Consider the following 25128-nt stretch of genomic DNA (forward strand, 5'->3'; position numbering starts at 1 on the left):
CAGGGCGTCGAAGATGGGCTTGGCTCCAACATCCGAATTGCGCAGAAGCGGCGGTATGGTAGCGTTCACAAGGTGAAGAGGCGGGGGTCCATGTTCTTCGATAGCCGCATCTTCCGGCGATGGTATGTCGGCATGATGGTGGTGTGGGTCGCCCTGTTCGCGACGTTCAACAGCATCCCGTTCCTGGTCGAGCACTGGTATTACCCGGCCATCATGGTGCTGGGCGCCTTTGTGGCGGGCCTGACGCCTGAGGGCGGCGGCGCCGTGGCCTTCCCCGTGCTCAGCGTGTTTCTCGACATCGATCGGGGGATGGCGCGCGACTTCAGCCTGATGATCCAGAGCGTGGGCATGACCAGCGCGAGCATCTGGATCCTGTCCCGCAAACAGAACCGTCTCGCCTCCTACGCCCCGGTTCTCTGGTTCGTCCCGATCGCCTTCCTGGGCTTCGTGTTCGGGATGAACGTGATGCAGGGCATTCCGGTCTATATCATCCAGGCCCTGTTTCTCAGCCTGATCATGACCTTCGCCCTGGCCTATATCGCCAGCAAACACCGGGGGCACCGGGACAGGCTGCCGAACACGGGCCGCCTCGACAAACTGATGCTGGCCGCGATTCTCTTTGCGGGCGGCGTCTGCGCCAGCCTGTTCGGCACGGGCGCCGACATCGTCCTGTACACCCTCCTGGTCACTCGTTTCCGGATGGATGAGAAGATCGCCACGCACCAGAGCATCATGGTGATGGCGGCCATCAGCGTCCTGGGCTACGGCTATCGCGCCTTCTGGGATCAGGGGATCACGGACTATCAGGTTCGGACGTGGCTGTGCGCCTATCCGGTCGTTCTCCTCATGGCTCCGCTTGGAAGCTATGTGCTCAGCAAGCTCAAGATCGACTGGATGCTGCGCGGGATTGTGGCCCTCAACATCTTCCAGATGGTCTATTTCAACCTCAAGGCTCCGACGCCCGAAAAAATCGCCTGCTCGCTCGGCTTTTCCGCCGTCCTGTTCGCCGTGTTCTGGCTCACGCTCGCCCACATGGCCCGCTCGAGACAGCAGGGCTTTGGCGAGGCGACGACAACGCCGGTTGAGCCGGCGGAATGAGCGAGGGGCGGATGCGACCCGCCCCAGTCCGCCTCCGCCCGTCGCAGACATTCCCGGCGTCTCCTCAAGGCGGCATCGCTCACCCTAGCCATGAAGGAAGAGGGGTTCGCCGAGATCGACGCCTTACTGGCCTGGGTCAAGGCCAATGGGATGTATCTGATCCTGGACCTGCACGCCGCGCCGGACGGGCAGGGCAGCGACCTAGCCATCTCGGACCGGGATCCGTCCAAGCCGTCGCTGTGAGACAGCGCGGAGAACCGTCGCAAGACCGTGGCCCTGTGGTGCAAACTGGCCGAACGCTACGCCGACGAGCCGGTCATCGGCGCCTATGACCTGATCAACGAACCCAACTGGGACGTCGAGAAACCCGGCGGCGGCCATGGTTGCGAGGAGACCAATGCAACGCTGCGGTCGTTGATGAGGGAGGGGCGCGACGGCGGCCCTGCCGTTCATGGCCGGGACCAACACCCTGGTGCTGAAGGTCGAGGATTGCGCGGCGTGCCGGGTGAAGGCCGTCGAGGCCCGACCGCATCCCTGATCACATTGCCGAAGCTTCACTTGCGTGAGGTCGCGGTGCGGATAGCGTTCGCCGGCCCCTCCGGGCGGGAGACGGACTATGCGTCGATGGATGATGACGGGCCTGGCGATCCTGGCCGTGGCGACGCCGGCTTCGGCGGCGCCCGAGACCTGGCTGGTGTCGGTCGATCGGTGGGGCAACGCCGAACATACGCTACTGACCCTGGAGGCGACGGACGGGGCCTTGTCCGGCCGGTTCGGCGGCTGGGCGCTGGAGGGCCGCAGGGACGGCGATCACGTGGCTTTTTCCGCGACCGACAGCCATGACGTGGCCTACCGGTTCGACGGGACCGAGGCGGACGGCGTGCTGACGGGTTGGGCCGATTATCCCGACACCAGCAACGCCGGACCGCGCGTGCGGCACGGTTTCAGCGCACGGCGGCTGGAGATGCCGACCGGGGCGCCGGGGCGACGGACCTATTCGCCGGACCGGTATTCGAACACCTTCACGGCCGATCTGGCGCCGGTCATGGTGATCCAGCCGGGCGATGTGGTGGCGACGCGGACCATCGATTCAGGCGGGATCGACGAGCATGGGGATGTGGTCGCCCTGTATGGTAATCCGCAGACGGGGCCTTTCTTCGTGGCGGGGGCCAAGCCTGGCGACGTGCTGGCGGTGCATATCCGGCGGCTGCGGTTGAACCGCGACTTCGCCGACAGCCTGGACGGGGTGACGGGGCGGGCCATGTCGCTGGGGCTGGCGGCGCGGTCAGCGGATCTGGGCAAGCGGGTGCGCTGGCGGCTGGATCGCGCGGCGGGGACGGCGCGGCTGGACAACCCGCCCGAACGTTTGAAGGACTATGTCGTGCCGGTGCGGCCGATGCTGGGCGGGCTGGGGGTGGCGCCGGACTTTGGGTTCGCCGAACAGTCGGCCGGCGACACCGGCCGCTGGGGCGGCAATATGGATTTCAACCGGATCGGCGAGGGGGCGACGGTCTATCTGCCGGTGTTCCAGCCGGGCGCTATGCTGTTCCTGGGCGACGGCCATGCGCTGCAGGGCGACGGAGAGACGACGCAATGGGCGCTGGAGACCTCGCTGGACGTGGAGTTCAGCGTCGAGATCCTGCCGTCGCGGCCCCTGGCGGCGCCGCGCGTCGAGACCGAGGACCGGCTCACGGTCCTGGGTCAGTCGTCGTCGCTGGACGAGGCGGCGCGGGCCGCAACGGGAGCCATGATCCAGTGGCTGGAGCAGGACTATGGACTGAGCGTGTCGGAGGCGTCGCTGATCCTGGGGACGGCGGCCGAGTATCGGGTGGCGACGCTTGCGGGTCGCAATGCGGGACTGGCGCTCAGCCTCGAAAAGGCGCGGCTGCGCGACGTGCCGCGAAGGGCGCAGGCGGTCCAGTAGTTCAGTGTTCGATTAAGCATTGACTTAAGGGGCGAACGCGAAGCTAGAAGATGTACATGGGACGAGCCATGTTTTGAGTGGCAAGGAAAACCATGTCCCAAACAATCAGGCGGTCGCTGTTCGCAGCGGCGGCGGCTTGCGCCTTCGCCATTCCTCATGGCGCGCAAGCCGCCCACGTCGTCACCGTCGTCGAGAGCAGCGGTAATGTCGTCGCGACCGGCTCCGGGCCGATAAACCTTGCGGCGCTTACACGGAACCCGACAGGAATAGGGGGCGGGCCTACAGGCTACAGTCTGGATAATGCGATCATTATCGGCGGGCCGACGTGCAACCCATGGGGAACCGGAGTCATCGCCGGCCCCACGACGTTCAATGCGGGGGCAACCTATTTCGGCGCAAACAGCGGTAGCGGAGGGCCTATCGGATTCAGTCGCCTCGCCGGCATGGATGGGGTCTGCATCCCTGCCGGATATGTTTCAAATACCGCGCTTTCCACCACATCAACCTGGAATGGTCGCACGTTCGCCAGCATGGGGCTGGTTCCCGGCAGTTACGTCTGGACCTGGGGTTCGGGAGGCACGGCCGATAGTTTTACGCTCCAGATCGGAGCCCCTGCGGCTCCGGTTCCGACAATGTCCGAATGGGCGATGATCCTGATGAGTCTGATGCTCGCCGGCGGGGCTGCGCTCTACATCCAGCGTCGTCGTATGACCATCTGACCAGCCCCTCTCCGGGAGGGGCGTTTCCAAAGAGATTGGCGGCTTTGGAAACGCCGGGTCAGTCGTCCAGCCGACCGGTCAGGAACAGCACGCCGACGGCGGTCAGGGCGCCCAGGGTAAAGGCGGTGATGATGGATCCGGCGGCCACGGCGGTCGAGACGGTGACGGGGCGGGTCTCGTACCATTCGACGATGTCGGCCTCGTGCAGGTCGTCGTCGGCGCGGCCCTCGGCCTCATAGATGTCGGCGGTGTTCATCGGGGGCTCCATAGCAGCGTCAGGGATCAATACGCCCAAACGGCCGAGGTTCCACCCCCCCCCCCCCCCCCCCCCCCCCCCCCCCGACGCTCATCACGCCCGTACATCGTGACAGCCCGCCGCGCATCGGCTAGGAGGCGCGGCTCAGGTTTCAGACTCTCGAAGACGATCCCATGGCCGGCCACTCGAAATTCAAGAACATCATGCACCGCAAGGGGCGCGCCGACGCGGTGCGTTCCAAGCTGTTCTCCAAACTGTCGCGCGACATCACGGTGGCGGCCAAGTCGGGTCTGCCCGATCCGGCGGCCAATCCGCGCCTGCGTCTGGCGGTCAACAACGCCAAGGCCGAAAGCCTGCCCAAGGATGTGATCCAACGGGCCATCAACAAGGCCTCGGGCGGCGACGTCGATACGATGGAAGAAGTCCGCTACGAGGGCCGGGGGCCCGGCGGCGTCGGCATCATCGTCGAGGCCCTGACCGACAACCGCAACCGCGCGGCCTCGAACATCGGCGCGGCCTTCAAGAAGAACGGCGGCGCGCTGAGCGAGATGAACTCGGTCGCCTTCATGTGGGATAAGGTCGGCCAGATCATCTACAAGGCCGAGGCCGGGACCGAGGACGAAGTCATGGAAGCCGCCATTGAGGCCGGCGCCCAGGACGTCGAGAGCGATCTGGTCAAGCCCGACATCTACGAGGACGCGCCGGGCCACACGATCTGGACCGCCTTCGAGGACCTGAACGAGGTCGCCGAGGCCATGTCCAAGGTGCTGGGCGACCCCAAGTCGACCGCCATCGTCTGGAAGCCCCAGTCGGAAGTGACGGTCACGGGCGAGGCCGTCGGCACCCTGTTCAAGCTGCTGGACGCGCTGGACGCCGAGGACGATGTGCAGAACGTCTATTCGAACGAGGACATCTCGGACGAGGATGCGGCCAAGTACGCCGGATAATACGTACACGCGCTGATCGACGAACGGAGGTCTCGACACGTTCGTAACCCGCGATTAACCTCTGGTCATAGGACGGTGAGCGGTTCGATTCGCCTCTGGAGGCAGGGATCGAGGTCGCCCACCGCGATGCGGGCATACGACGCGGGGCGCGACCATGAGACTGACCAGAATCGATCGCGTGCTGTCACGCGGCAAGCCTGAACAGGCCAAGGACGAAGCGGCCGCGTCCGGGCGGTCCGAGCAGGACGTCGCAGGTCTGATCGGCGAGCGGTTCGAGACCATCCAGGACAGTCTGGACCAGCTGTCGGAGATGGCGCAGCGGTTCGGCACCTTCGAGACCCTGCTGGGACAACTGCGGGACCCGCTGGAAGCCGAGTTCCGCTCGCGCCGCGACAACCACGTGGAACTGGTCAATCTGCGCAACGCCAACAGCGCGGCGACGAAACAGGTCAGCCTGCTGACCGCCGAGGTCCGCAAGCTGTCGGACGCCCTGGCCGAGTCCGAGGCCAAGGCCGACGACCTGGCGGCGCGCGGCGGCGAGACCACGGTCAATCTGCAGGAGGCCCGGGTCGAACTGGGCCGGCTGCGCAACGAACTGGCTCAGGCGGCGACGCGGCTGGAAGGTCTTGAGACGGTCGAGCGCGCCTCCGCCCAGCGCATCCGCGAGCTGGAGCAGGACCAGGAGTCGCTGCGCAATCAGTTGAAACAGGCCGAGGTCGCCCGGTCGGAGTCCGACACCACGCGCGGTCAGGTCCAGCGCGATCTGGCCCTGGTGCTGGAAGAGAACACCGCCCTGCGCCGTCGTGTGGACGAGGTCGGGACCGAGGTGGCGGGTCTGGCCCGCGCCGCAGCCGCCGGCGAAGGCCAGCTGGCCACCGAACGCGCCCGCGCCGCCTCCGAACAGGCCGAGGCCGCCCGTTCGATCCGTTCGTTGGAAAGCCAGGTCGAATCGGCCCGCGCCGAGATCGCCGCCCTGACCGCCCGACTGGACACCGCCACGGCGCGCGCCAACGGGCTGGAGGTGCTGAACAGCGAACAGGCCTCGCGCCTGAACGAACTGCAGACCGGCGGCCACGCCGTCGAACGGCGCGCCGACACGCTGCAGGTCGCCCTGGACCGGGCGGTCGAGCGGGTGCGCGCGCTGGAAACCGAAACCGAGGACGCGCGTCAGCGTCAGGCGGCCATGGAGGTCGCCCGCGTCGCCGCCGTCGACCGCGCCGAGGCCCTGACCAAGGCGGCCATGGCCCACGACAAGGCCATCGCCCGCGCCGAGGAGCGGATGGTGAAGCTGCAGTCCAAGCTGGCCACCGCCCAGGACGAGCACGAGGCCCGGGTCCAGACCCTGAGCCAGCAGATCAGCGCCCTGCGCGAAGACCTGGAAAGCGCGCGCGCCGAGGGGGCCATGTCGGCCGCCGCCCTGGACGCCGCCCGTCGCGGCCGTGGCGGCCGGGCGACCATCGCGGACGCCGCCGCCCAGCTGCAGGCCATCGTCGGCTGACGACGGGGAACATTCGCCCGACCCCGGCGGTTGATCGGGCATGGTCGCGGATGTTCTCATCGATGCAGTTCCGCACGTCCTGGGCGCCGTCGTCGCCGGCGGGGTCATCGGACTGGAGCGCGAATGGCGCGGTCGGGCGGCCGGATTCAGAACCCATATCCTCGTCAGCCTGGCCTCGGCCCTGCTGATGCTGGCCGCCCTGTCCCAGGCGGACTGGGCGTTTCGCGCCCTGCCGAACGAGACCATCACCACCGACCCGACCCGGATGGCGCACGGGGTGCTGACGGGGATCGGCTTCCTGTGCGCCGGCGTGATCTTCCGCACCGGGTTTTCCGTTCACGGCCTGACCACGGCGGCGTCGCTGTGGATCACCTCGGCCATCGGCCTGTTGTTCGGCGTGGGCCTGTACGGACTGGGCGCGCTGGGCACGGTGGTGACGGCGGCGATCCTGGGCGGGCTGAGGTTGATCGACCAGCGCCTGCCGGGGCGGACCGTGATCGACGCCGTCGTCTGCTGGGAGCGGCGCGAGCCCTCGCCCGAGGCGGCGGTCCAGGCGGCCTTGCGGACGACGGACGCCGACGTGCGCCCCGGACGGTTCGAAATGACGGAGGACGGACGGGCGCGACGCACCTGGCGGCTGAAGGCGGCGAGCGAGACGGACCTGCAACGTCTGGCGGAGCAGCTGGGCGCCGTACCGGGCGTGACCGGCTATCGCCTGGATCCGCGCGACGATTGAAACCGTTCATTGCCCGATAACCCTCTTTGCGGCATGAGGGGAACGGATGGCGAACGAACCTGTCAGAATCATCGGGCTGGATCCCGGTCTGCGACGCACCGGCTGGGGGGTGATCGTCTCGGACGGCGCGCGTCTGCGGTGGGTGGCGCACGGGGTGGTGGCCCCGCCTGAGGCTGCGCCCTTTTCCGAACGCCTGCTGTTCCTGTTCGAGGCCCTGGGGACCATCTGCGCCGACCACGGCTGCGAGGAGGCGGCGGTGGAAGAGGTGTTCGTCAATGTGAACCCGTCCTCGACGCTGAAGCTGGGCCATGCGCGGGCGGCGGTGATGCTGGCCCCGGCCAAGCTGGGCCTGGCGGTCGCGGAATATTCGCCCAATCTGATCAAGAAGGCCGTGGTCGGGGCGGGCCATGCGGACAAGAGCCAGATCGCCTTCATGATCAAGCGGCTGTTGCCGACAGCGGGGGACGTGAAGGCCGACGCCGCCGACGCCCTGGCCGTGGCGGTCACCCATGCGCAACTGAGGAAACGGTCCTTGCTGGAAGCCATGCACCGGGGGGCGGCGTGATCGGGCGTCTGAGAGGCGTGCTGGCCGAGGTCGGGGAGGCGGACTGCCTGATCGACTGCGCCGGGGTGGGCTATGTCGTGTCGTGCGGGGCGCGGACCCTGGGGCGGCTGCCGGCGCCGGGCGACGAGGCCACGGTCCATGTCCATTCGCAGTGGAGCGAGGACGCGGGGCCGCGCCTGTACGGATTTCTGACGCGCGACGAGCGGCGGGCCTTCACCACCCTGTTGGCCATCCAGGGCGTGGGGCCGAAGGCGGCGCTGGCGGTGCTGGATGTGCTGCCGCCGGGTGAACTGGCGGGGGCCGTGGCGCGCGAGGACAAGGCGGCGGTGGCGCGGGCCAATGGGGTGGGCCCCAAGCTGGCGCTGCGGATCGTCACCGAGCTGAAGGGCAAGCCGCTGGGGGATGTCAGTTTTGCACCCACGGCGCCGGGCGTCCATGTCGAGATCGCGCCGCCCCCGCCGTCCCTGACCGGCGAGGCCGTCTCGGCCCTGCTGGGGCTGGGCGTGGCCGAGGTCAATGCGCGTCGGGCGGTGGATCAGGCCCTGATCCGGCTGGGCGACGAGGCCGAGCTGCCGGCGGTGATCCGCGCGGCCCTGCAGGAGTTGGGGCGGTGATTTTGGAGTGGCGAGTGGCTGCCGAGTGGGAGGTGGGGGCTGAGTGGCGAGTGACGAGTGGCGAGTGGCGAGTGAATAGTGAGCGCAGGGGTGAGCGATCCTGTGTGAACCTAGACCGGTCGTCGCTCACTTCTTGCTCACTAGCACTTCTCACTCCTCGCCACTCGCCACTCGTCACTCGCCACTCGGCCCCCACTCGCCACTGCGATCAACCATGACCCGCATCATCTCTCCAGAAGCCGAAACGGGCGAAGCCTTCGACCGCGCCCTGCGGCCGCAGACCCTGTCCGAGTTCGTCGGCCAGTCCCAGGCCAAGGGCAATCTGAAGGTCTTCATCGACGCCGCCCGCGGCCGGTCAGAAGCGCTGGACCATGTGCTGCTGTTCGGGCCGCCGGGACTGGGCAAGACGACTTTGGCGCAGATCGTGGCGCGCGAGCTGGGGGTGGGGTTTCGGGCCACATCCGGCCCGATCCTGGCCAAGGCGGGGGATCTGGCGGCGATCCTGACCAACCTCGAGCCGCGCGACGTCCTGTTCATCGACGAGATTCACCGGCTGAGCCCCAATGTCGAGGAGATCCTGTATCCGGCCATGGAGGACCATGTGCTGGACCTGATCATCGGCGAGGGGCCGTCGGCGCGGTCGGTGCGGATCGACCTGGCGCCCTTCACCCTGGTGGGGGCCACGACCCGGGCGGGCCTGCTGGCCACGCCGCTGCGGGACCGGTTCGGCATCCCTCTGCGGCTGGAGTTCTACACGCCCGACGAACTGACGGCGGTGGTGCGCGGCACGGCGCGCAAGATGGGCGCGGCCATCGACGAGGCCGGGGCGCGCGAGATCGCCTCGCGGGCTCGGGGCACGCCCCGGATCGCCGGGCGGCTGCTGCGCCGTGTGCGCGACTTCGCCTCGGCGGACGGCGCAGAGACCATCTCGAAACTGGTCGCGGCCAAGGCCCTGGCCCGGCTGGAGGTGGACGAGGCCGGGCTGGACAGTCTGGACCGGCGGTTTCTGAAGGCCCTGATCGAGAACTACGGCGGCGGGCCGGTGGGAATGGACACCCTGGCGGCCGCCATCGCCGAGGCGCGCGACGCGGTCGAGGACGTGATCGAACCCTATCTGCTGCAACAGGGCTTCATCATGCGCACCCCGCGCGGCCGCATGGCCTGCGCCAAGGCCTACGCCCACCTGGGGCTGAGCGCCCCGCCGCCGCCCGCCGCCGGTCCCGTGCCGGGCGACCTGTTTGAATGAAGTTCGCGTTCGATCCGGGCAAGGATGCGAGCAATCAGGAGAAGCATGGGCTGTCTCTGGCCGCCGTCGAGCAGGGAGACTGGACCGCCGCCTTCATCGCCCTGGACGACCGTTGGGACTACGGCGAGTTTCGGTGGTATGCTTATCTGCCGATCAAGGGTCGGGTTCACGTCGCCGTCTATACCGAACGAGACGATGTGATCTGGATGATCAGTCTCAGGCGGGCCAATCCCCGCGAGGTCAGAAAGTATGACGAACTCCGCACCGTTTGATCCTGTCGATGACGACAACCCCGAGCTGACCGACGCCGACATCGCGCGTATGCGTCCGGCGCGTGAGGTGTTGTCTCCGGAAACCTATGCCCGCCTGACCGGGCTGAGTGAGGTGGGGTTGAGGCTGCCCGCCGCAACCATTCAGGCTTTCGCCGAAGAGGGCGAGGATTGGCGCGAGCGGATGGCCGATGCGCTGACGGAAGCGGCGCGCAAGAAGCGGGCCGCCTGATCGGGGCCTGATCGCCGCCGATCTCCAATAGGCGGTTGCCAAGCGGGGCGGGCGGAGGTTTGCTGTCGGCGAACCGGAGCCGTCACATGATCCTGCGCACCCTGGCCGTCCTTGCGGTCGTCTCCGGCCTGACGGCCCTGGCCCCGCCTGTGAAGGCCGCAGCGCCCGTATTCACGGATACGGCCTGTCCGGCGGACTGGCCGACGGACGTGCGCGAGACGCGGTGCGGAACCCTGACGGTGGACGAGGCGCGCGACGGCTCGACCGACCGGCGTATCGGGGTGGCGGTGGTGATCCTCAAGGCCAGCACGCCCTACAAGGACGCCTCGGGCCAGGCCCTGCCGCCCATGGCGATGTTCCACGGCGGACCCGGCGGGGCGCTGACGTCGGGGGCGGGAAACATCCTGCGCGCCCTGTCGCGGCGTCCGGACCTGATGGCGGTCGATCAGGACGTGATCCTGTTCGACCAGCGCGGGGGCGGCGAGAGCGATCCGTCGATGGACTGTCCCGGCGTCGAACTGACCGACGCGGGGCCGCCGTCCGATGCGGATCGCGACGGGCTGATCGCCTGTCTGAAATCCTATCAGGCCAAGGGGGTCGATCTGCGCTGGTACAACGCCGCCGCCATCGCCGACGACGTGCGCGAAATGACCCAGGCGCTGGGGCTGACGAAGATCGACCTGTGGGGCGGCTCCTATGGGCCGCGCATCGAGGCCGCCGTCATCACCCACCAGCCCCAGATCGTGCGCGCTGCGGTGATGGACAGTCCCTGGCCGCCCGAAGGCAACTGGGCCGTGGGGACGCCGGAACAGGTTTCGACGGCGGTGCGGCTGGTCCTGGCCAAGTGCGCCGCCCAGGCCGACTGCGCCGCGCGGCATCCGGACCTTCAGGCGCGGTTCGAGGCCGAGGCGCGGCGTTGGCTGGCGGGACCGGTGACGGGCGAGGACGGCCAGACCTTTACGGTCGACGACCTGTCGGCCTTCCTGATGGACACGACCTACAGCGGCCGGGGCGTGCGGCGTCTGCCCGCCGATCTGGAGAAGATCATCGCCGGCGACCTGACGCCGGTGGCCGAGATCGCCGAAGACCGCACCTATTATTTCGAAGGCCAGCACATGGCGCACCTGTGCAAGGAGGAGCTGCCGTTCGAATCCAGGGCGCGGCTGGCGGCGGGCGCGGCTGGAGACCCCGTGGCGCAGGTGCTGGTCCCGTCGCTGTCGCGCCTGTTCGACGTCTGCGCGGCCGTGGACGTGGGCGCGGCCGATCCGGTGGAGAACCTGCCCGTCAGGACGGACATCCCGACCCTGTTCGTGGCCGCAGAGATCGATCCGGGCTGCCCGCCGGCCCTGACCCAGGCGGCGGCCCAGGGCTATGCGAACAGCCAGGTGGTGATCGTCACCAATGCGACCCATGGTGTGATCAACGCCAGCGCCTGCACCCGCCGCATGGCGCGCGACTTCCTGCGCGATCCGTCCGCGCCGGTGGATCGCACCTGCCTGCCGGCGGCGAATACGCCGCTGGATTTCATTGAGGACGACGCCCCGGCCGGATGATGCGACGCCGAATCCAGACCCACGAGACCTGGTTTGTTGTTGCAGCGGCGGTCGCCCTGATCGCCGCCGCCGTGGGCGTGTGGGCCATGACGCACGGGACGCGGGTCGCGCCGCCGGAAGCGCCGATCCACCGGGCTGAACGCCAGATCCGCCAGCAGCTGGGGGCGGGGGCCGAACTGCGCTATTCCGAGATCGGCCAGAGGCGGGCGGTGTGCGGCTATGTGGGGCGGACGCGGGGCGGGCAGGCGGTGGGCTTCGTGTCCCTGACCAGCCGCATCCTGTTCAGCGACGATCCGCTGCCGACCGAGTTCCGCGACATGCGCGAACGCTACTGTCCCGGCTTCCTGACCCGGCCGCCGACGCGCTAGACTGGGGGTATGACCGATCTTCCCACCGCCGGCCGTTTCGAAGGGCGCGCCCACCTGCTGCCGGTGCGCGTCTATTACGAGGACACGGATTTCACCGGCCTGGTCTATCACGCCAACTATGTCCGCTATTTCGAGCGGGGGCGGTCGGATTTTCTGCGGGCCGTCGGCGTGGGCCATTCGGTCCTTCTGGAGGAGGCCGAGCCGCTGGCCTTCGTCGTGTCCGAGCTGAACATCAAATACCTGAAGCCGGCGCGGATCGACGACGCCCTGGTGGTGCGGACCCTGTACGAGGCGGTGAAGGGCGCGCGGCTGATCATCCGCCAGACGGTGGAGCGGGCGGGCGAGGTGCTGTGCCGGGCCGAGGTCACGGCGGTCTGCATCCATCTGGACGGACGGCCGCGCCGGCCCACCAGGGCGCTGGTCGAAAAGGTCACGCCGTGGCTGGCAAGCGCCGGCGACGGCGACTAGAAACAGACGAACCGGGGAGGGTCGAACATGCAGAACCAGGGAATCACCGCCAGCGCCGTGATCGTGTCCTTTCTGCTGCTGGTCCTGGTGGTCGGCGGGGGACTGGTCGGCTGTCCGTATTACAAGGTCTGGGAACGCAAGATGGCGGGCCAGGCCGAGCTTCAGTACCAGCAGGGCGCGCGCCAGGCCCTGATCGCCCAGGCGGCGGCCGAGGACGAGGCCGCCATCAAGCGGGCCGAGGCGGCGACGCGCCGGGTGCTGGGCTGGACCGATGCGGCCAAGCGCGGCTGCGAGGCCCTGGGCCGCCCCGGCGACCGGGCCTGCGAGGAACAGCTGGTGCGCGACGCCGCCACCTATTCGATCGCCAAGGAAGGCCATGAGGGCGTGATCATCAGCGTCGGCGCGCCCGTCTCGGTGGCGGTCGATCCGACGCGCAGGACGACGACCGAGTAGGCTTTTATGACGCGCCTGTCAGATGACGCGCGTGCTCGGGAAGGCTAGAAGCCGCCCTCGCCACACAATGGTCACGCCCGCTCGGTCGAAGAGGGTGTCGCCAATCTCCAATCCGCAGCCGACCCCGCCCGGAGCGCCTGAATGACTACGCCCGTCGACGCCTCGATGATGAATCCCGTCGAACTGTTCCTGACCGCCGACTGGGTGGTGAAGACGGTGATGATCGGCCTGGCGGCGGCGTCGCTGTGGTCGTGGACCATCATCATCGACAAGGCCTTCCGTTTCACCGCCCTGAACAGGCAGGCGGGCGAGTTCGAAAAGGCGGTTCAGTCGGGGCGTTCGCTGGAAGACGTGGCGACCCAGGCCGGGCCGGCGCCGGAACATGCCCTGCCGCGCATGCTGGTGATCGCCCTGTCCGACTGGCGCGAGGCGCGTCAGCGCGGGGCGCTGAACGACCATCAGGGCGACCTGCTGATGACCCGGATCGACCGGGCGCTGAACAGCCTGATCTCGCGCGAGAGCCAGAGAATCGAGAACGGTCTGGGCGTGCTGTCGGTCGTGGCGACGGCCTCGCCCTTCATCGGCCTGTTCGGCACGGTCTGGGGCATCATGAACGCCTTCGGGCGGATCGCGGCGGCGGGCAACACCAATCTGACGACGGTGGCGCCGGCCATCGCCGAGGCCCTGTTCGCCACGGCCATCGGTCTGGCGGCGGCCATCCCGGCCTATATCGCCTACAACAAGTTCTCGATCGACGCGGGCAAGTTCGCGGGACGGCTGGACGCCTTCGCCGACGACCTGCAGGCGGCGGTCGCGCGGCGTCTGGGCAGTTCAGCGACGCCGCCGGCCCCGGCCGCGCCGTCGTCGGGCGTCAACCTGAACCGGAGCGTCTGAGCCATGGCCCTGGGCGGCGGTGCGAGCGGCGGCGGGCGTCGGGGACGGCGGGGACGCAGAGGCCCGCTGACCGAAATCAACGTCACGCCCCTGGTGGACGTGATGCTGGTGCTGCTGATCATCTTCATGATCTCGGCGCCGCTTCTGACCGTGGGCGTCCCTGTGGAGCTGCCCAAGACCGAGGCCAGCGCGGTCGAGACGGACAACGAGCCCCTGTCGGTCAGCATCGACCAGCAGGGCGCCATCTTCATCGCCGACAGCGAGACGTCGTTCGACGATCTGGCCGTGCGACTGCTGACCGAGGCGGGCGGATCGGACAAGGCGTCGGAGCGGCCGGTGTTCGTGCGCGCCGACGGGCGGGCGCCCTATCAGGCGGTGGCGCGGGTGATGGCGCGACTGTCGGCCTCGGGCTTCACCAAGCTGAACCTGATCACCGACACGGCGCCGGAGGCCTGATCGCTTGCGTCGGCCCAGCCCCGCCATTCTGGGATCCATCGCCCTGCACGCGGGTGTGGTCGCGCTCGCCTTCGTTTCGTTTTCGCACGAGGCGGACGAGCCCAAGCCGCTGGTGAACTCGGTGCCGGTGACCATCGTCTCGGAGACGGTGATCGCGGCGGCGCCGGCCGATAATCCGCAGCCGGAACCCTCGCCCGACGATGCGGCGACCGCCCCGGTCAGCGCGCCGGAAGAGCCGACGCCGCCCGCTCCGCAACCGACGCCCCCGCCGCCGACCCCGACGCCTGCGCCGCCGCGTCCCACGCCGCGCCCGACCCCGACCCCGCCGCGGCCCACGCCGCCCCGTCCGTCGCCGCCGACGCCCGAGAAGGCGCGCCCGACCCCGCCGCGACCGACCCCGCCGACGCCGGCCCGGCCCGCGCCGAAACGCAATGAGCCCAGTCTGGACCTGGACGCCCTGGCGGGACCGACGCGGCCGAACAATAATCGCGGCCGTCCGGCGACGGGTCAGCAGGGCGCAGGGACGGCGTCCCAGGCGACCGGGCCGCAGGTGACGGCCATCTTCAATCAGGTCTATCCGAACTGGGTCCTGCCTTGCGACATCCCCGGCGCCGACCAGCTGCGGATCCAGGTGGAGCTGACCCTGTCGGCCGACGGGCGGATCACGCGCGGGCCGTCGCTGATCAATCCGCAGTCGTCTTCGGTCTATCGCGCCGCCGCCGACGGCGCCCTGCGCGCCCTGCGCCAGACGGCTCCGTTCGACGTGCCCCAGGGCTTCCCCGGCGGGGCCTATCGCCCGACGTTCAACACCGAGCGGGCCTGCCGCAACCGGTGAAGGTCAGGCGTCGGTGACCAGGTGAAGGGCCGCTCGCCCGTCCCTGACCGCGTCCGGTGACAGGCGGCGATCCAGCGTCGCCAGCCGACCGCCGTTCGAGACGGCCAGAGCCAGCAGATAGGCGTCGGTGATCTGTTCGGGCGTCGTCAGGGCCGATGGATCGAACAACCGGTCGTCAGCCAGGCTGATGGCGTCCGGCCAGAAGACGTGACCCGCCATGTCCCGCAACAGTTCGAGAATCCGAACGACCTCGGACGGAGGCCCGACCGGATTGCGATAGCGACTGTTGCCGACAATCCGGACCAGGCCGTTCTCGGTTATCGGACAGGTGGCCCATGACCCGGCGGCCTCGCGCTGAAACCAACCGTTCGCCGTATCGTGAAAGACGTGACGCGGATCGACGAGGGCGATCAGCACATTGACGTCCAGCAGATAGGTCAAGGCAGTTCGTCGCGGAGCGCGTTGACGTCCTCTAGCGTGACCATTGGTCCCGGTCGATCTGGCAGAAGAGGAACGCCATTGCGAAAGCGGACGGTCGTCTCCCGCTTTTGCAGCGCCTGTCGCGCGAGCTCGGACACGACTTCGCCAATCGTGCGGTCTTGATGGACCGCGATAGCTCGTGCGGCGTTCAGCACGTCGTCGTCAATGGCGAGGGTGGTGCGCATGGGTGTAAGATAGTGCATCACGCATCACGCATCAATGTGATTAGGCCGTCCTGAAAGTCGCCCCATTCGGCTTGAAGCTGGCGAATGTCACACGACCCGGCGATAAGGGGCGGCGATCCTTCGAGACTTACGGGAGCATTCCATGCGTCTGAACCTTCTTCTGGCCTCGGCCGCCGTCGTGGCCATGAGCGTGTCCTCGGCCCAGGCCCAGGGCCAGACCGCTCCGGCGCAGGCGGGCCAGCCGGTCGAGGTCGAGATCGATCAAGGCGTACTGAAACCCCTGCAGATCGCCATCGTGCCCTTCACCGGCGATCATGGGGCGGATATTTCCAATGTGGTCAGCGGCAATCTGCGGCGGTCGGGCTTCTTCGAGCCGCTGAACCCTGCCGGCTTCATCGAGACCGGCCTGACCCTGGCCAATGCGCCCAACTTCCCGCAGTGGACCCAGATCGGGGCGCAGGCGGTGCTGTACGGCGGGGTGACGCCGCGCGGCGACGGCCGGCTGGACGTCGGCTTCCGCCTGTATGACCCGTATCGTCAGTGCCAGCTGGTCAGCTATCAGTTCACCGCCACCCAGGAGCAGTGGCGCCGGATCGCGCACAAGATTTCGGACGTCATCTATCAGCGGATGACCGGGGAGACCGGCTTCTTCGATTCCCGGGTCGTCTTCGTCTCGGAAGAGGGGACGCAGTTGAACCGGATCAACCGCCTGACCATCGCCGACCAGGACGGGTTCAATCCCACCTATCTGACCCAGGGCGACGAGATCATCATGTCGCCGCGCTTCTCGACCTCGCAGCCGGACGAGATCACCTATGTGGCGCTGGGCAAGGACTATAGCCGGATCTATCTGCGCAACCTGACCACGGGCCGCACCGAAAGCCTGGGCGAGTTCGACGGCCAGGTGCTGGCGCCGCGGTTCTCGAACGACGGCAACAAGATCGCCTTCTCGATCATCCGCGGCGGCAATACCGACATCTATGTGATGGACCTGCGCAGCCGGCAGCTGTCGCGCCTGACGTCGGACCCCGGCATCGACACCTCGCCGTCGTTCAGCCCGGACGGCAGCCAGATCGTGTTCAACTCGGACCGTTCGGGCCAGGCGCGCTTGTATGTGATGCGGGCCGACGGCTCGGGCCAGCGGCCGATCTCGCGCGGCGGCGGCACCTATACGGCGCCGGCCTGGAGCCCGACGGGCAATCTGATCGCCTTCACCAAGAGCGGCGGCGGCCGGTTCTCGACCGGGGTGATGAACGCCGACGGTTCGGGCGAACGCATCCTGTCGTCCAGCTATTTCGAGGAAGGCCCGAACTGGGCCCCCAACGGCCGCTATGTGATGTTCGCGCGCCAGACGCGGGGCGGGGACACACGGCTGTGGACCGTGGACCTGTCGGGGCGGGTTGTGGCCCAGGCGGGCTATAACGGCCGCGGCACCGACCCGGCCTGGTCGCCCCTGCTGGACACGCCGCCGTCGAACCTGGGCTATGGCCAGGGGGCCGACAGCTGCCCGAGCTGAGCCCGTTCGGCTCAACAGTGTGTTATTCCGTCTGGCGCTCGAAATCGGGCCCGGGCAAACTGTATGGCCAAGCTTTAGGCCTCCGTCCTAATTTCAAAGTGTCAGGAGACGACCCCATGAAGACTTCACGCATCATCACCCTGGCCATGGTCGGCTGCGCCGTCGCCGCCATGGCCGCCTGCGCCCGCAAGCCGGTCGAAGGCGTCGTGCCCGCCGCTCCGGAAACCGCGCCGACCGGCCCGGCCTATCCGACCGCCCCGACCGGTCCGGTGACGGGCGGCAACATGGGCGCCGCCGCCCCCGGCACGGAACAGGACTTCGTCGTCAACGTCGGCGACCGCATCTATTTCGACCTGGATTCCTATGACGTCCGTTCGGAAGCCATGCCGCGCCTGGACGCCCAGGCCCAGTGGCTGCAGCGCTATCCGCAGGTGACCGTCCGCATCGAAGGCAACGCCGACGAACGCGGCACCCGCGAATACAACCTGGCCCTGGGCGCCCGCCGCGCCGAGGCCGTGCGCACCTATCTGATCAATCGCGGCGTGCCGGCCGGCCGCATCGACACCATCAGCTACGGCAAGGAGCGTCCGATCGCCGAGGGGGCCAGCGAGGACAGCTGGGCGCGCAACCGCAACGCCCATACCGCCATCGTCTCGGGCGCCCCGCGCTGAGACGACTGACCGGACGAGACGGATGGAGGCGTCGGCCAAGGCCGGCGCCTCTTTCTTTTTGCCTGCCGGGTGATCAAGGTGGCGGCGGATTCGATCGGGGGATTGGCGTTTGGATATCGAAGGGGCCGGTGGCGCGATCACCGGGGGATTGATCGCGGGGGCGGTCGAGAAGCCGACAGGGCATGCGGGCGAGGCGGGACATGGCGTCTGTTCCGACTGCGGCGCGGCGACCAGCGGAAACTTCTGCGCCAACTGCGGCCAGGCGACCCATGTGCACCGCACCCTGCTGCACCTGGGCGAGGAGCTGTTGCACGGGGTCATGCATTTCGACGCCCGCGTCTGGCGGACCCTGCCGCTGCTGGCCTTCAATCCCGGCCGGCTGACGCGGGAATGGGTGGAGGGCCGGCGGACCCGCTATGTGTCGCCGCTGGCGATCTTCCTGTTCACCCTGTTCGTCATGTTCTTCGCGCTGAGCTTCATGCCCCAGCCGTCGGCGCCCGTGGTGCTGGCCGGCGACATTCAGGAGCAGCGTCAGGAACTGCTCGAGGCGGAGCGCGGTCTGGCGGAGGCCCGCGCCGAAGCCGCCAGCGACCCCTCCGGCATGGCCGACATGGGGATCAAGGCCGGCGAGGCCCTGGTGGCGCAGAAGCGCGCGGCGCTGGCGCGACTGGAAACCGAGCAGAGCCAGGGGCGGGCCGACGGGCTCAAGCCGGGCAGCTGGCAGGCCAGCATCAAGGACATCGCCTCGGGCGAGGATGTGTCGGGCGGCACGACCAAGCTGAAGGTCATGGGCCACGAGGCCGACAAGGATGACGGGTTCGGGGCTACGGTCTTGAAAAAGCTACAGAACCCGGACCTGGCCCTCTACAAGCTGCAGCAGACGATGTACAAGTTCGCCTTCCTGCTGGTGCCGTTCTCGATCCCGTTCCTGGCCTTGCTGTTCCTGTGGCGACGCGGCTTCACCCTGTATGACCATGGGGTGTTCGTGCTGTATTCGCTGACCTTCATGGCCCTGCTGTTGATGGTCATCGTCCTGGCCAGAACGATAAACGGCCCGCTGGGGGGACTGGTCACCGCGATCGGCGTGGCCGCCATCCCCGTCCATGTGTTCGCCCAGCTGAAGGGGGCGTACAGTCTGTCGATCTTTTCGGCCCTGTGGCGGACGGTCCTGCTGCTGTTCTTCTGCAACATCGTGATCGGCCTGTTCGTCATGGCCATCGTCTATCTGGGGCTGGGGCACTGACCCTGCCTTGCGGCGGCCCCAAATCGGTGGAACCTAGCGACCCATGACCTTCAAGCTCTCCTTCATGCGCAGCCGCGCCTTCGCCGCCACGGCCGTCGGCCTGGTCCTGATCGCCGGGGGCGCCGTCGCCCAGCAGGCGGCGCCGAACATCATGCAGCCGATCGAATGGGACAAACGCCGGCTGGATCAGCTGGACCGCAATGTCCGTCGGCTGGAGCGCGCCCTGACCCAGCGCAACGCCGCCGGCGAGCCGGTGCTGGTCGAGCCCGACCCGGAGGTCGTCACCCTGCAGGGCCAGTTCGGCCTGATGAACCAGCGTCTCGAGGACCTGGAAGCCACGGTGCGCCGCATCAACGGCGACAACGAGCGGCTGACCTTCCAGCTGGACGAGGCCCAGCGCGACACCGCCGCCCTGCGCGCCCGGCTGCTGGACGCCGAGGCCCGGATCGAGAAGCTGGAGACGGCGGCCGAGCTGAACGCCCCCATCGAAGCCCATTCTCCGACCGGCGACGCGGCCCAGGATCTGGCGGCGGCGGTGCAGCTGATGAGCAGCGACCGGGCGCGCGGCGCGCGGGCGCTTGAAACCGTGGTCGCCGCCTGGCCCGACACGCCCCAGGCGCGCGAGGCCAATTCCCGTCTGGGCGACATCCGCGCCTCGTCGAACGACAAGGCCGGCGCCGTGCCCTTCTACGCCGCCGCCCTGAAGGACTGGCCGCGCATCGGCTGGGCCGCCGACACGACGCTGAAACTGGCCGACGCCCTGTTCGCCACCGAGCGCAAGACCCAGGGCTGCGCGGCTCTGGGCGAGTTCACGCGCCGCTATGCGCCCGCCGCCTCGGACACGCTGAAGGCCCGCGCGACCCAGATGAAGACCGCCAACGGGTGCAGCTGAGGCCCGGGATCGACGGAACCGATACGGGCCTTGTCGCTCGGGTCTTTGCGCGGCTGGATCGGCGGCTGAGTTCTGACGCCCCCCAGCCGGTCGCCCTGGCCCTGTCGGGCGGGGGGGATTCCATCGCCCTGTTGATACTGGCCGCCGCCTGGGCCAGGGCGCGGGGGCGGCCGCTGACGGCCTTGAGCGTCGATCACCGACTGAACCCGGCCAGCGCCGACTGGACCCGGTTCGCGGGCGAGGCGGCGCGGGCGGCGGGCGCGGACTGGCGCGGACTGGTGTGGGACGGGGACAAGCCCGCGACCGGACTGACGGCGGCGGCGCGGGCGGCGCGTCATCGGCTGATCGCCGGGGCGGCGCGGGCGGCCGGGGCGCGGGTCGTGCTGTTCGCCCATACGGCCGACGACATCGCCGAGGCGGATCTGATGCGGTCCGAGGGCTCGACCCTGGGGCGGGTGCGCGAATGGTCGCCGTCGCCGGTCTGGCCCGAGGGGCGGGGCCTGATGCTGTTGCGGCCCCTGCTGGATGAACGCCGCGAGACCTTGCGGGCCTGGCTGGCCGGGCAGGGGGCGGACTGGATCGAGGATCCGGCCAACGCCGACCCCCGCTTCGGTCGCAGCCGCGCGCGGCGGGCGCTGGCGGGCACGGTTCCGGACGGGGCGGCGGCGGGGCGGGACCGCTCGTCGTCCGAAGGGATCACGGCGAACCGCGACGGGACGGTGCGGATCGCGCGCGACGTGCGGGCCAGGGGGCTGGCGGCGGCCCTGGTCTGTGTCGGCGGCGGGGCGACGCCGCCGCGCGGGGATCGGCTGGACCGGCTGATGCAAAGGCTGCGGGCGGGCGAGGATTTCGCCGCCGCCCTGTGCGGGGCGCGGGTCGAGGCGGACGGCGAAACGGTTCTGCTGATGCGCGAGGCCGGGGAACTGGCGCGGCGCGCGCCGCCGCCGCTGTTGCTGCATCCCGGCGTCGAGGCGGTGTGGGACGGACGGTTCGTCTTTCGGGCGTCGCAGGCCGGTTGGTCGGTCGCGCCGGCGCGGGGGCGGCTGTCGGCCCTGTCGGCGGCGGATCGAGCGGCGGTGAACCGGGCGCCGGCGGCGGCGCGCGGCGCGGTCCCCGTCCTGATCCGGGACGGGCAGGCCGGGCCGGTTCTTGCACAGGCCGGGGTCGAACGGCGCGATCTTGTCGCGGAACGGCTCAGGCTGGCGCTGGACGAAACGACGCATGAAGACGATCTGATTGCGTCGCCATGGCGTAACGGAGCCGAAGCGCCTATTTTCGGTGACAGACAATCCAGACCGTGGGCTCAATCCGGGCCGGCGGACGACCGAGGACCTCAATGAACCTGCGAAATCTGGCGATCACGGGCGTTATCATCCTGGCCCTGCTCGCGGCCTACGCCGCCGTGTCGCAAGGCGGAGCCGTGACCGGCATGGGCGCCCAGGGCGCTCAGGGCGCCGGCCGCCCCGAACAAATCACCTATTCCCAGCTGGTGCAGCGGGTCGAGGCCGGCGACGTCAAGGAAGCCACCATTCGCGGCGACCAGGTGAACGGCGTCTACAAGAACAACGGCCGCTTCACCGCCACCACCCCCTATCCGAACGAGCAGCTGGTCAATTCCATGCTGGCCGCCAACGTCAATGTCGACGCCAAGACGACGCGCCAGTCGATCTGGATGAGCCTGCTGATGGGGATCCTGCCGATCGCGCTGCTGGTCGGGGTGTGGATCTTCTTCATGCGCCAGATGCAGGGCGGGGCGCGCGGCGCCATGGGCTTCGGCAAGTCCAAGGCCAAGCTGCTGACCGAGCACAAGGGCCGCAAGACCTTCGACGACGTCGCCGGCGTGGACGAGGCCAAGGAGGAACTGCAGGAGGTCGTCGACTTCCTGAAGGATCCGGGCAAGTTCCAGCGCCTGGGCGGCAAGATCCCCAAGGGCGCCCTGCTGGTCGGCCCTCCCGGCACCGGCAAGACCCTGCTGGCCCGCGCCGTGGCCGGTGAAGCCGGCGTGCCCTTCTTCTCGATCTCGGGCTCGGACTTCGTCGAGATGTTCGTCGGCGTCGGCGCGTCGCGGGTTCGCGACATGTTCGAACAGGCCAAGAAGAACGCGCCCTGCATCATCTTCATCGATGAGATCGACGCCGTCGGCCGCCATCGCGGCGCCGGCCTGGGCGGCGGCAATGACGAGCGCGAACAGACGCTGAACCAGCTGCTGGTCGAGATGGACGGGTTCGAGGCCAATGAAGGCATCATCCTGATCGCCGCCACCAACCGTCCCGACGTGCTGGACCCCGCCCTGCTGCGTCCCGGCCGTTTCGACCGCCAGGTGGTGGTGCCGAACCCCGACGTCTCGGGCCGCGAACGCATCCTGCGCGTCCACATGAAGGACGTGCCCCTGGCCGCCGACGTCAACGTCAAGACCATCGCGCGCGGCACGCCCGGCTTCTCGGGCGCCGACCTGGCCAATCTGGTCAATGAGGCGGCCCTGACGGCGGCCCGCAAGGACCGTCGCATGGTCACGCACCGCGACTTCGAGGACGCCAAGGACAAGGTGATGATGGGCTCGGAACGTCGCTCGATGGCGATGAACGAGGAAGAGAAGCGCCTGACCGCCTATCACGAGGCCGGTCACGCCATCGTCGCCATGAACGTCAAGATGGCCGACCCGGTGCACAAGGCGACCATCGTCCCGCGCGGCCGCGCCCTGGGCATGGTGATGCAACTGCCGGAAGGCGACCGCTATTCGATGAAATACCAGCAGATGATCGACCGGATCGCGATCATGGCCGGCGGTCGGGTGGCCGAGGAGCTGATCTTCGGCAAGGAGAACATCACCTCGGGCGCCAGTTCCGACATCGAACAGGCGACCAAGCTGGCCCGGGCCATGGTCACGCGCTGGGGCTTCTCCGAGAAGCTGGGCACGGTGGCTTACGGCGACAATCAGGAAGAGGTCTTCCTGGGCCACTCCGTCGCGCGCAGCCAGAACGTCTCGGAAGAGACGGCCCGCACCATCGACGAGGAGGTCCGCCGTCTGGTCGCCTCGGGCTGGGACGAGGCCCGCAAGATCCTGACGACCAAGGCCGATCATCACGAGAAGCTGTCGCAGGCCCTGCTGGAGTACGAGACCCTGTCGGGCGAGGAGATCAAGGATCTGCTGGAGAAGGGCGTCGCCCCGAACCGTGACGAGAACAACTTCCCCAACGCCGGGCCCTCGGTCTCGGTGCCGGTGACGCCGGTGTCGGACGGAACCACGGTCGAGATTCCGGTCGCCGCTCCGGCCGCGACCAGCGTGCCGACCGTGCACTGAGCCGAGGCGAGGTCTGAAAGCAGAAGCCCGCCGGGAGAGCGATCTCCCGGCGGGTTTTCTTTGTCGGCGTCACGACGGCGCTCCGAGCAGGTCGCTGGTCGAGCGAGAAGGCTAAAGACATGCGCGGGCTTGCCGTCCGGCTCTCGACGACTGGTGGCGCAAGAGGCGTCCCTAACCTGCTCATTCGCCCGGTATCTGGAGGCGCTGGGCGGGCTGATCGGGCGTTAGTCGCCGCCGGGGGTTTCCGGATCCTCGATCATGACCGGGGTCAGGCGGCGGTCCGCGCCCGATGGATCGGTCCAGGCGATGGTGTGGCCCTCCACAAGGCCGATCAGGCCGGCGCCGACGTAGGACAGGACGGACACCTTGCCCGCGTCGATGTCCGCCTCGTTCGGCAGGACGATCTGGATGCGGCGCGGCTGGGGCGAGCGGCCATCGACATAGTGCAGCCAGCGGTGAAGCGGCGCCGCCCCCTTGGGCCGATCGCCGGGCTCGCAGATGACGGCGCGTTCCAGCTCCTCCTGCAACAGGCCGGCGACGCCTTCAGCAGGCATGTCGCCCACCAGGCGCGACAGGGTCTGGTGGTCCTTGGCGCTGAGAAAGATGTCGGGGCGCGAGGGATGCGCGGTTCGGGCGGTGAATTGGGTCATGGTCGGCTCTTTGATCGCAAACGCCTGCAGACGCGCGTTGCGCGCGTCACATCAAGGCTGAGGATAATCGGGTTTCAGATCGTCGCCCGGAACGGGGCGAAAGGCGCGCGGCCGTTCCGGGTCAGTGGCCTGCGACGAGGCGTCCTGCGTAAGAAAGGCGTCGAGCCTGGCTGACGAGCGGGGTGATCACGTCTAGAGGCTGATCTCATGAAGCGTGAAAGTCAAACCTCGCCGATGTCCGTCTTGTCGCAGGTCATGGGGATCGTGAACGTCACGCCCGACAGTTTCTCGGACGGGGGGCGGTGGGCCTCGAAGCAAGCGGCGGTGGATCATGCGCTGCGGCTGGTCGCGCAGGGGGCGGCGGTGCTGGATATCGGCGGAGAAAGCACCCGGCCGGGGGCGGAGCCGGTGGGCGAGGCCGAGGAGATCGACCGGGTCGCGCCGGTGATCGCTGCGGTTCGCGCGCGGTGGGGCGGGCCGATCAGCGTCGATACGATGAAGCCCGCCGTGGCTCGCGCCGCCGTCTCCGCCGGAGCGACGATGTGGAACGATGTGACGGCGCTGAGCCAGGCGCCCGATAGTCTGGCGGTCGCGGCCGAGCTGGGCTGCGACGTGGTGCTGATGCACATGAAGGGCGAACCGCGCACGATGCAGGCCGACCCCCGCTATGGCGACGTGGTGGGCGAGGTGCGGGACTATCTGCGCGGCCGGGCCGAGGCGGCGATGGCGGCGGGGGTGGCGCGTGAGCGGATCTGGCTGGATCCGGGCATTGGGTTCGGCAAGACCCTGGCGCACAATATGGCGCTGACGGCGCGGCTGGACGTGCTGGTCGCGCTGGGGTTCCCGGTCCTTTATGCGGCCAGCCGCAAGCGGACGATCCAGGCCATAGATCCGACGGCGGTCGAGGCGACGGATCGGCTGGGCGGCTCGGTGGCCCTGGCGCTGGAGGGGGCGCGACGCGGGGCGCGGATGGTGCGGGTTCACGATGTGCGCGAGACGGTTCAGGCGCTGAAGGTGCAGGCGGCCGTAGCGGCGGGCTGAAGACCCGCGACGGGACGT

30 protein-coding genes are annotated in these 25128 nt (G+C 68.8%); 26 read left to right on the plus strand and 4 right to left on the minus strand.

The features are described from left to right. Positions 1-90 precede the first annotated feature (90 nt). The 4 genes from ACW18C_RS02055 (at position 91) to ACW18C_RS02070 (ending at position 3741) form a co-directional block, all read left to right on the plus strand. A complete protein-coding gene (locus ACW18C_RS02055) occupies positions 91-1098 on the plus strand; it encodes a sulfite exporter TauE/SafE family protein (protein WP_492072528.1) in 1008 nt (335 codons plus the stop codon). Between the two features lie 90 nt (positions 1099-1188). Beyond that, on the plus strand, positions 1189-1341 hold the full coding sequence (locus ACW18C_RS02060) for a hypothetical protein (protein ID WP_492072529.1): 153 nt from the start codon (positions 1189-1191) through the stop codon (positions 1339-1341). A gap of 373 nt (positions 1342-1714) precedes the next feature. Next, positions 1715-3022 carry an acetamidase/formamidase family protein gene (locus ACW18C_RS02065; RefSeq protein ID WP_492072531.1) on the plus strand — a complete coding sequence of 436 codons (1308 nt, stop codon included), beginning with the start codon at positions 1715-1717 and terminating at the stop codon, positions 3020-3022. 92 nt (positions 3023-3114) lie between these two features. Beyond that, positions 3115-3741, plus strand: a complete 627-nt coding sequence (locus tag ACW18C_RS02070) for an IPTL-CTERM sorting domain-containing protein (RefSeq protein ID WP_492072533.1) — start codon at positions 3115-3117, stop codon at positions 3739-3741. 58 nt (positions 3742-3799) lie between these two features. Here the strand turns inward: ACW18C_RS02070 and ACW18C_RS02075 are convergent, their stop codons facing one another. Continuing rightward, on the minus strand, positions 3800-3997 hold the full coding sequence (locus tag ACW18C_RS02075; protein WP_008260485.1) for a hypothetical protein: 198 nt from the start codon (positions 3995-3997) through the stop codon (positions 3800-3802). A gap of 173 nt (positions 3998-4170) precedes the next feature. On the opposite strand from ACW18C_RS02075, the gene ACW18C_RS02080 reads away from it, so the two are divergent. From ACW18C_RS02080 to ACW18C_RS02150, 15 genes are all read left to right on the plus strand, one after another. Continuing rightward, on the plus strand, positions 4171-4944 hold the full coding sequence (locus ACW18C_RS02080; protein ID WP_008262780.1) for a YebC/PmpR family DNA-binding transcriptional regulator: 774 nt from the start codon (positions 4171-4173) through the stop codon (positions 4942-4944). A 154-nt stretch (positions 4945-5098) separates the two neighbouring features. Continuing rightward, positions 5099-6442: a hypothetical protein gene (locus ACW18C_RS02085; RefSeq protein ID WP_492072536.1), complete on the plus strand. Its 1344-nt coding sequence runs from the start codon at positions 5099-5101 to the stop codon at positions 6440-6442. A gap of 40 nt (positions 6443-6482) precedes the next feature. After that, positions 6483-7178, plus strand: coding sequence for an MgtC/SapB family protein (locus ACW18C_RS02090; protein ID WP_492072537.1), 696 nt, complete (start codon positions 6483-6485; stop codon positions 7176-7178). Between the two features lie 46 nt (positions 7179-7224). Then, positions 7225-7743 carry a crossover junction endodeoxyribonuclease RuvC gene (gene ruvC / locus ACW18C_RS02095; RefSeq protein ID WP_008259243.1) on the plus strand — a complete coding sequence of 173 codons (519 nt, stop codon included), beginning with the start codon at positions 7225-7227 and terminating at the stop codon, positions 7741-7743. After that, entirely contained in the window at positions 7740-8357 is a 618-nt protein-coding gene (gene ruvA / locus ACW18C_RS02100) for a Holliday junction branch migration protein RuvA (protein ID WP_008261054.1), read from the plus strand. The genes ruvC and ruvA overlap by 4 nt, the downstream gene beginning before the upstream one ends. A 214-nt stretch (positions 8358-8571) precedes the next feature. Continuing rightward, positions 8572-9603 carry a Holliday junction branch migration DNA helicase RuvB gene (ruvB, locus tag ACW18C_RS02105; RefSeq protein ID WP_426025502.1) on the plus strand — a complete coding sequence of 344 codons (1032 nt, stop codon included), beginning with the start codon at positions 8572-8574 and terminating at the stop codon, positions 9601-9603. Continuing rightward, the gene (locus ACW18C_RS02110; RefSeq protein WP_035311033.1) at positions 9600-9875 is read left to right on the plus strand and encodes a BrnT family toxin; all 276 of its coding nucleotides are present in this window, start codon (positions 9600-9602) and stop codon (positions 9873-9875) included. Before ruvB ends, ACW18C_RS02110 begins: the two co-directional genes overlap by 4 nt. Further along, positions 9853-10104: a BrnA antitoxin family protein gene (locus tag ACW18C_RS02115; RefSeq protein ID WP_035311027.1), complete on the plus strand. Its 252-nt coding sequence runs from the start codon at positions 9853-9855 to the stop codon at positions 10102-10104. The genes ACW18C_RS02110 and ACW18C_RS02115 overlap by 23 nt, the downstream gene beginning before the upstream one ends. 86 nt (positions 10105-10190) lie before the next feature. Next, a complete protein-coding gene (locus ACW18C_RS02120; RefSeq protein ID WP_492072540.1) occupies positions 10191-11657 on the plus strand; it encodes an alpha/beta hydrolase in 1467 nt (488 codons plus the stop codon). Beyond that, positions 11654-12025, plus strand: a complete 372-nt coding sequence (locus tag ACW18C_RS02125) for a hypothetical protein (RefSeq protein WP_492072542.1) — start codon at positions 11654-11656, stop codon at positions 12023-12025. Before ACW18C_RS02120 ends, ACW18C_RS02125 begins: the two co-directional genes overlap by 4 nt. A 9-nt stretch (positions 12026-12034) precedes the next feature. After that, positions 12035-12493, plus strand: a complete 459-nt coding sequence (gene ybgC, locus ACW18C_RS02130) for a tol-pal system-associated acyl-CoA thioesterase (RefSeq protein ID WP_492072543.1) — start codon at positions 12035-12037, stop codon at positions 12491-12493. Between the two features lie 27 nt (positions 12494-12520). Continuing rightward, on the plus strand, positions 12521-12946 hold the full coding sequence (locus ACW18C_RS02135; RefSeq protein WP_008262994.1) for a hypothetical protein: 426 nt from the start codon (positions 12521-12523) through the stop codon (positions 12944-12946). A 141-nt stretch (positions 12947-13087) separates the two neighbouring features. Beyond that, positions 13088-13840, plus strand: a complete 753-nt coding sequence (gene tolQ, locus ACW18C_RS02140) for a protein TolQ (RefSeq protein WP_492072545.1) — start codon at positions 13088-13090, stop codon at positions 13838-13840. Between the two features lie 3 nt (positions 13841-13843). Beyond that, entirely contained in the window at positions 13844-14296 is a 453-nt protein-coding gene (tolR, locus tag ACW18C_RS02145) for a protein TolR (protein ID WP_008260741.1), read from the plus strand. Between the two features lie 4 nt (positions 14297-14300). Further along, positions 14301-15131, plus strand: a complete 831-nt coding sequence (locus tag ACW18C_RS02150; protein ID WP_492072547.1) for a hypothetical protein — start codon at positions 14301-14303, stop codon at positions 15129-15131. 3 nt (positions 15132-15134) lie between these two features. On the opposite strand, the gene ACW18C_RS02155 is transcribed toward ACW18C_RS02150, so the two are convergent. Both ACW18C_RS02155 and ACW18C_RS02160 read right to left on the minus strand, forming a co-directional pair. Next, the gene (locus ACW18C_RS02155; RefSeq protein ID WP_492072549.1) at positions 15135-15572 is read right to left on the minus strand and encodes a TA system VapC family ribonuclease toxin; all 438 of its coding nucleotides are present in this window, start codon (positions 15570-15572) and stop codon (positions 15135-15137) included. Next, entirely contained in the window at positions 15569-15796 is a 228-nt protein-coding gene (locus ACW18C_RS02160; RefSeq protein WP_154726421.1) for a CopG family transcriptional regulator, read from the minus strand. The genes ACW18C_RS02155 and ACW18C_RS02160 overlap by 4 nt, the downstream gene beginning before the upstream one ends. 142 nt (positions 15797-15938) lie before the next feature. On the opposite strand from ACW18C_RS02160, the gene tolB reads away from it, so the two are divergent. The 6 genes from tolB to ftsH all read left to right on the plus strand — a co-directional run bounded on the left by tolB (position 15939) and on the right by ftsH (position 23419). Then, positions 15939-17312 (plus strand): Tol-Pal system beta propeller repeat protein TolB, encoded by a 1374-nt coding sequence (gene tolB / locus ACW18C_RS02165; protein ID WP_008264114.1) that lies wholly within the window; start codon positions 15939-15941, stop codon positions 17310-17312. A 116-nt stretch (positions 17313-17428) separates the two neighbouring features. Then, complete coding sequence (pal, locus tag ACW18C_RS02170; RefSeq protein WP_492072551.1) at positions 17429-17983, plus strand: peptidoglycan-associated lipoprotein Pal; 555 nt, start codon at positions 17429-17431, stop codon at positions 17981-17983. A gap of 109 nt (positions 17984-18092) precedes the next feature. Further along, positions 18093-19226 carry a DUF3667 domain-containing protein gene (locus ACW18C_RS02175; protein ID WP_492072553.1) on the plus strand — a complete coding sequence of 378 codons (1134 nt, stop codon included), beginning with the start codon at positions 18093-18095 and terminating at the stop codon, positions 19224-19226. Between the two features lie 43 nt (positions 19227-19269). After that, entirely contained in the window at positions 19270-20118 is an 849-nt protein-coding gene (locus ACW18C_RS02180) for a tol-pal system protein (RefSeq protein ID WP_492072554.1), read from the plus strand. Continuing rightward, the gene (tilS, locus tag ACW18C_RS02185; RefSeq protein WP_492072555.1) at positions 20109-21458 is read left to right on the plus strand and encodes a tRNA lysidine(34) synthetase TilS; all 1350 of its coding nucleotides are present in this window, start codon (positions 20109-20111) and stop codon (positions 21456-21458) included. Before ACW18C_RS02180 ends, tilS begins: the two co-directional genes overlap by 10 nt. Next, positions 21455-23419, plus strand: coding sequence for an ATP-dependent zinc metalloprotease FtsH (gene ftsH / locus ACW18C_RS02190; RefSeq protein WP_035310714.1), 1965 nt, complete (start codon positions 21455-21457; stop codon positions 23417-23419). The genes tilS and ftsH overlap by 4 nt, the downstream gene beginning before the upstream one ends. 224 nt (positions 23420-23643) lie before the next feature. Here ftsH and ACW18C_RS02195 read toward each other — a convergent pair whose 3' ends face one another. Continuing rightward, positions 23644-24069, minus strand: a complete 426-nt coding sequence (locus ACW18C_RS02195) for a GreA/GreB family elongation factor (protein WP_492072557.1) — start codon at positions 24067-24069, stop codon at positions 23644-23646. Between the two features lie 234 nt (positions 24070-24303). Here ACW18C_RS02195 and folP point away from each other — a divergent pair, with 234 nt between their 5' ends. Next, the gene (gene folP / locus ACW18C_RS02200) at positions 24304-25110 is read left to right on the plus strand and encodes a dihydropteroate synthase (protein WP_492072558.1); all 807 of its coding nucleotides are present in this window, start codon (positions 24304-24306) and stop codon (positions 25108-25110) included. Positions 25111-25128: the final 18 nt, after the last annotated feature.

Source organism: Brevundimonas sp. FV1ye7S, assembly GCF_058680995.1.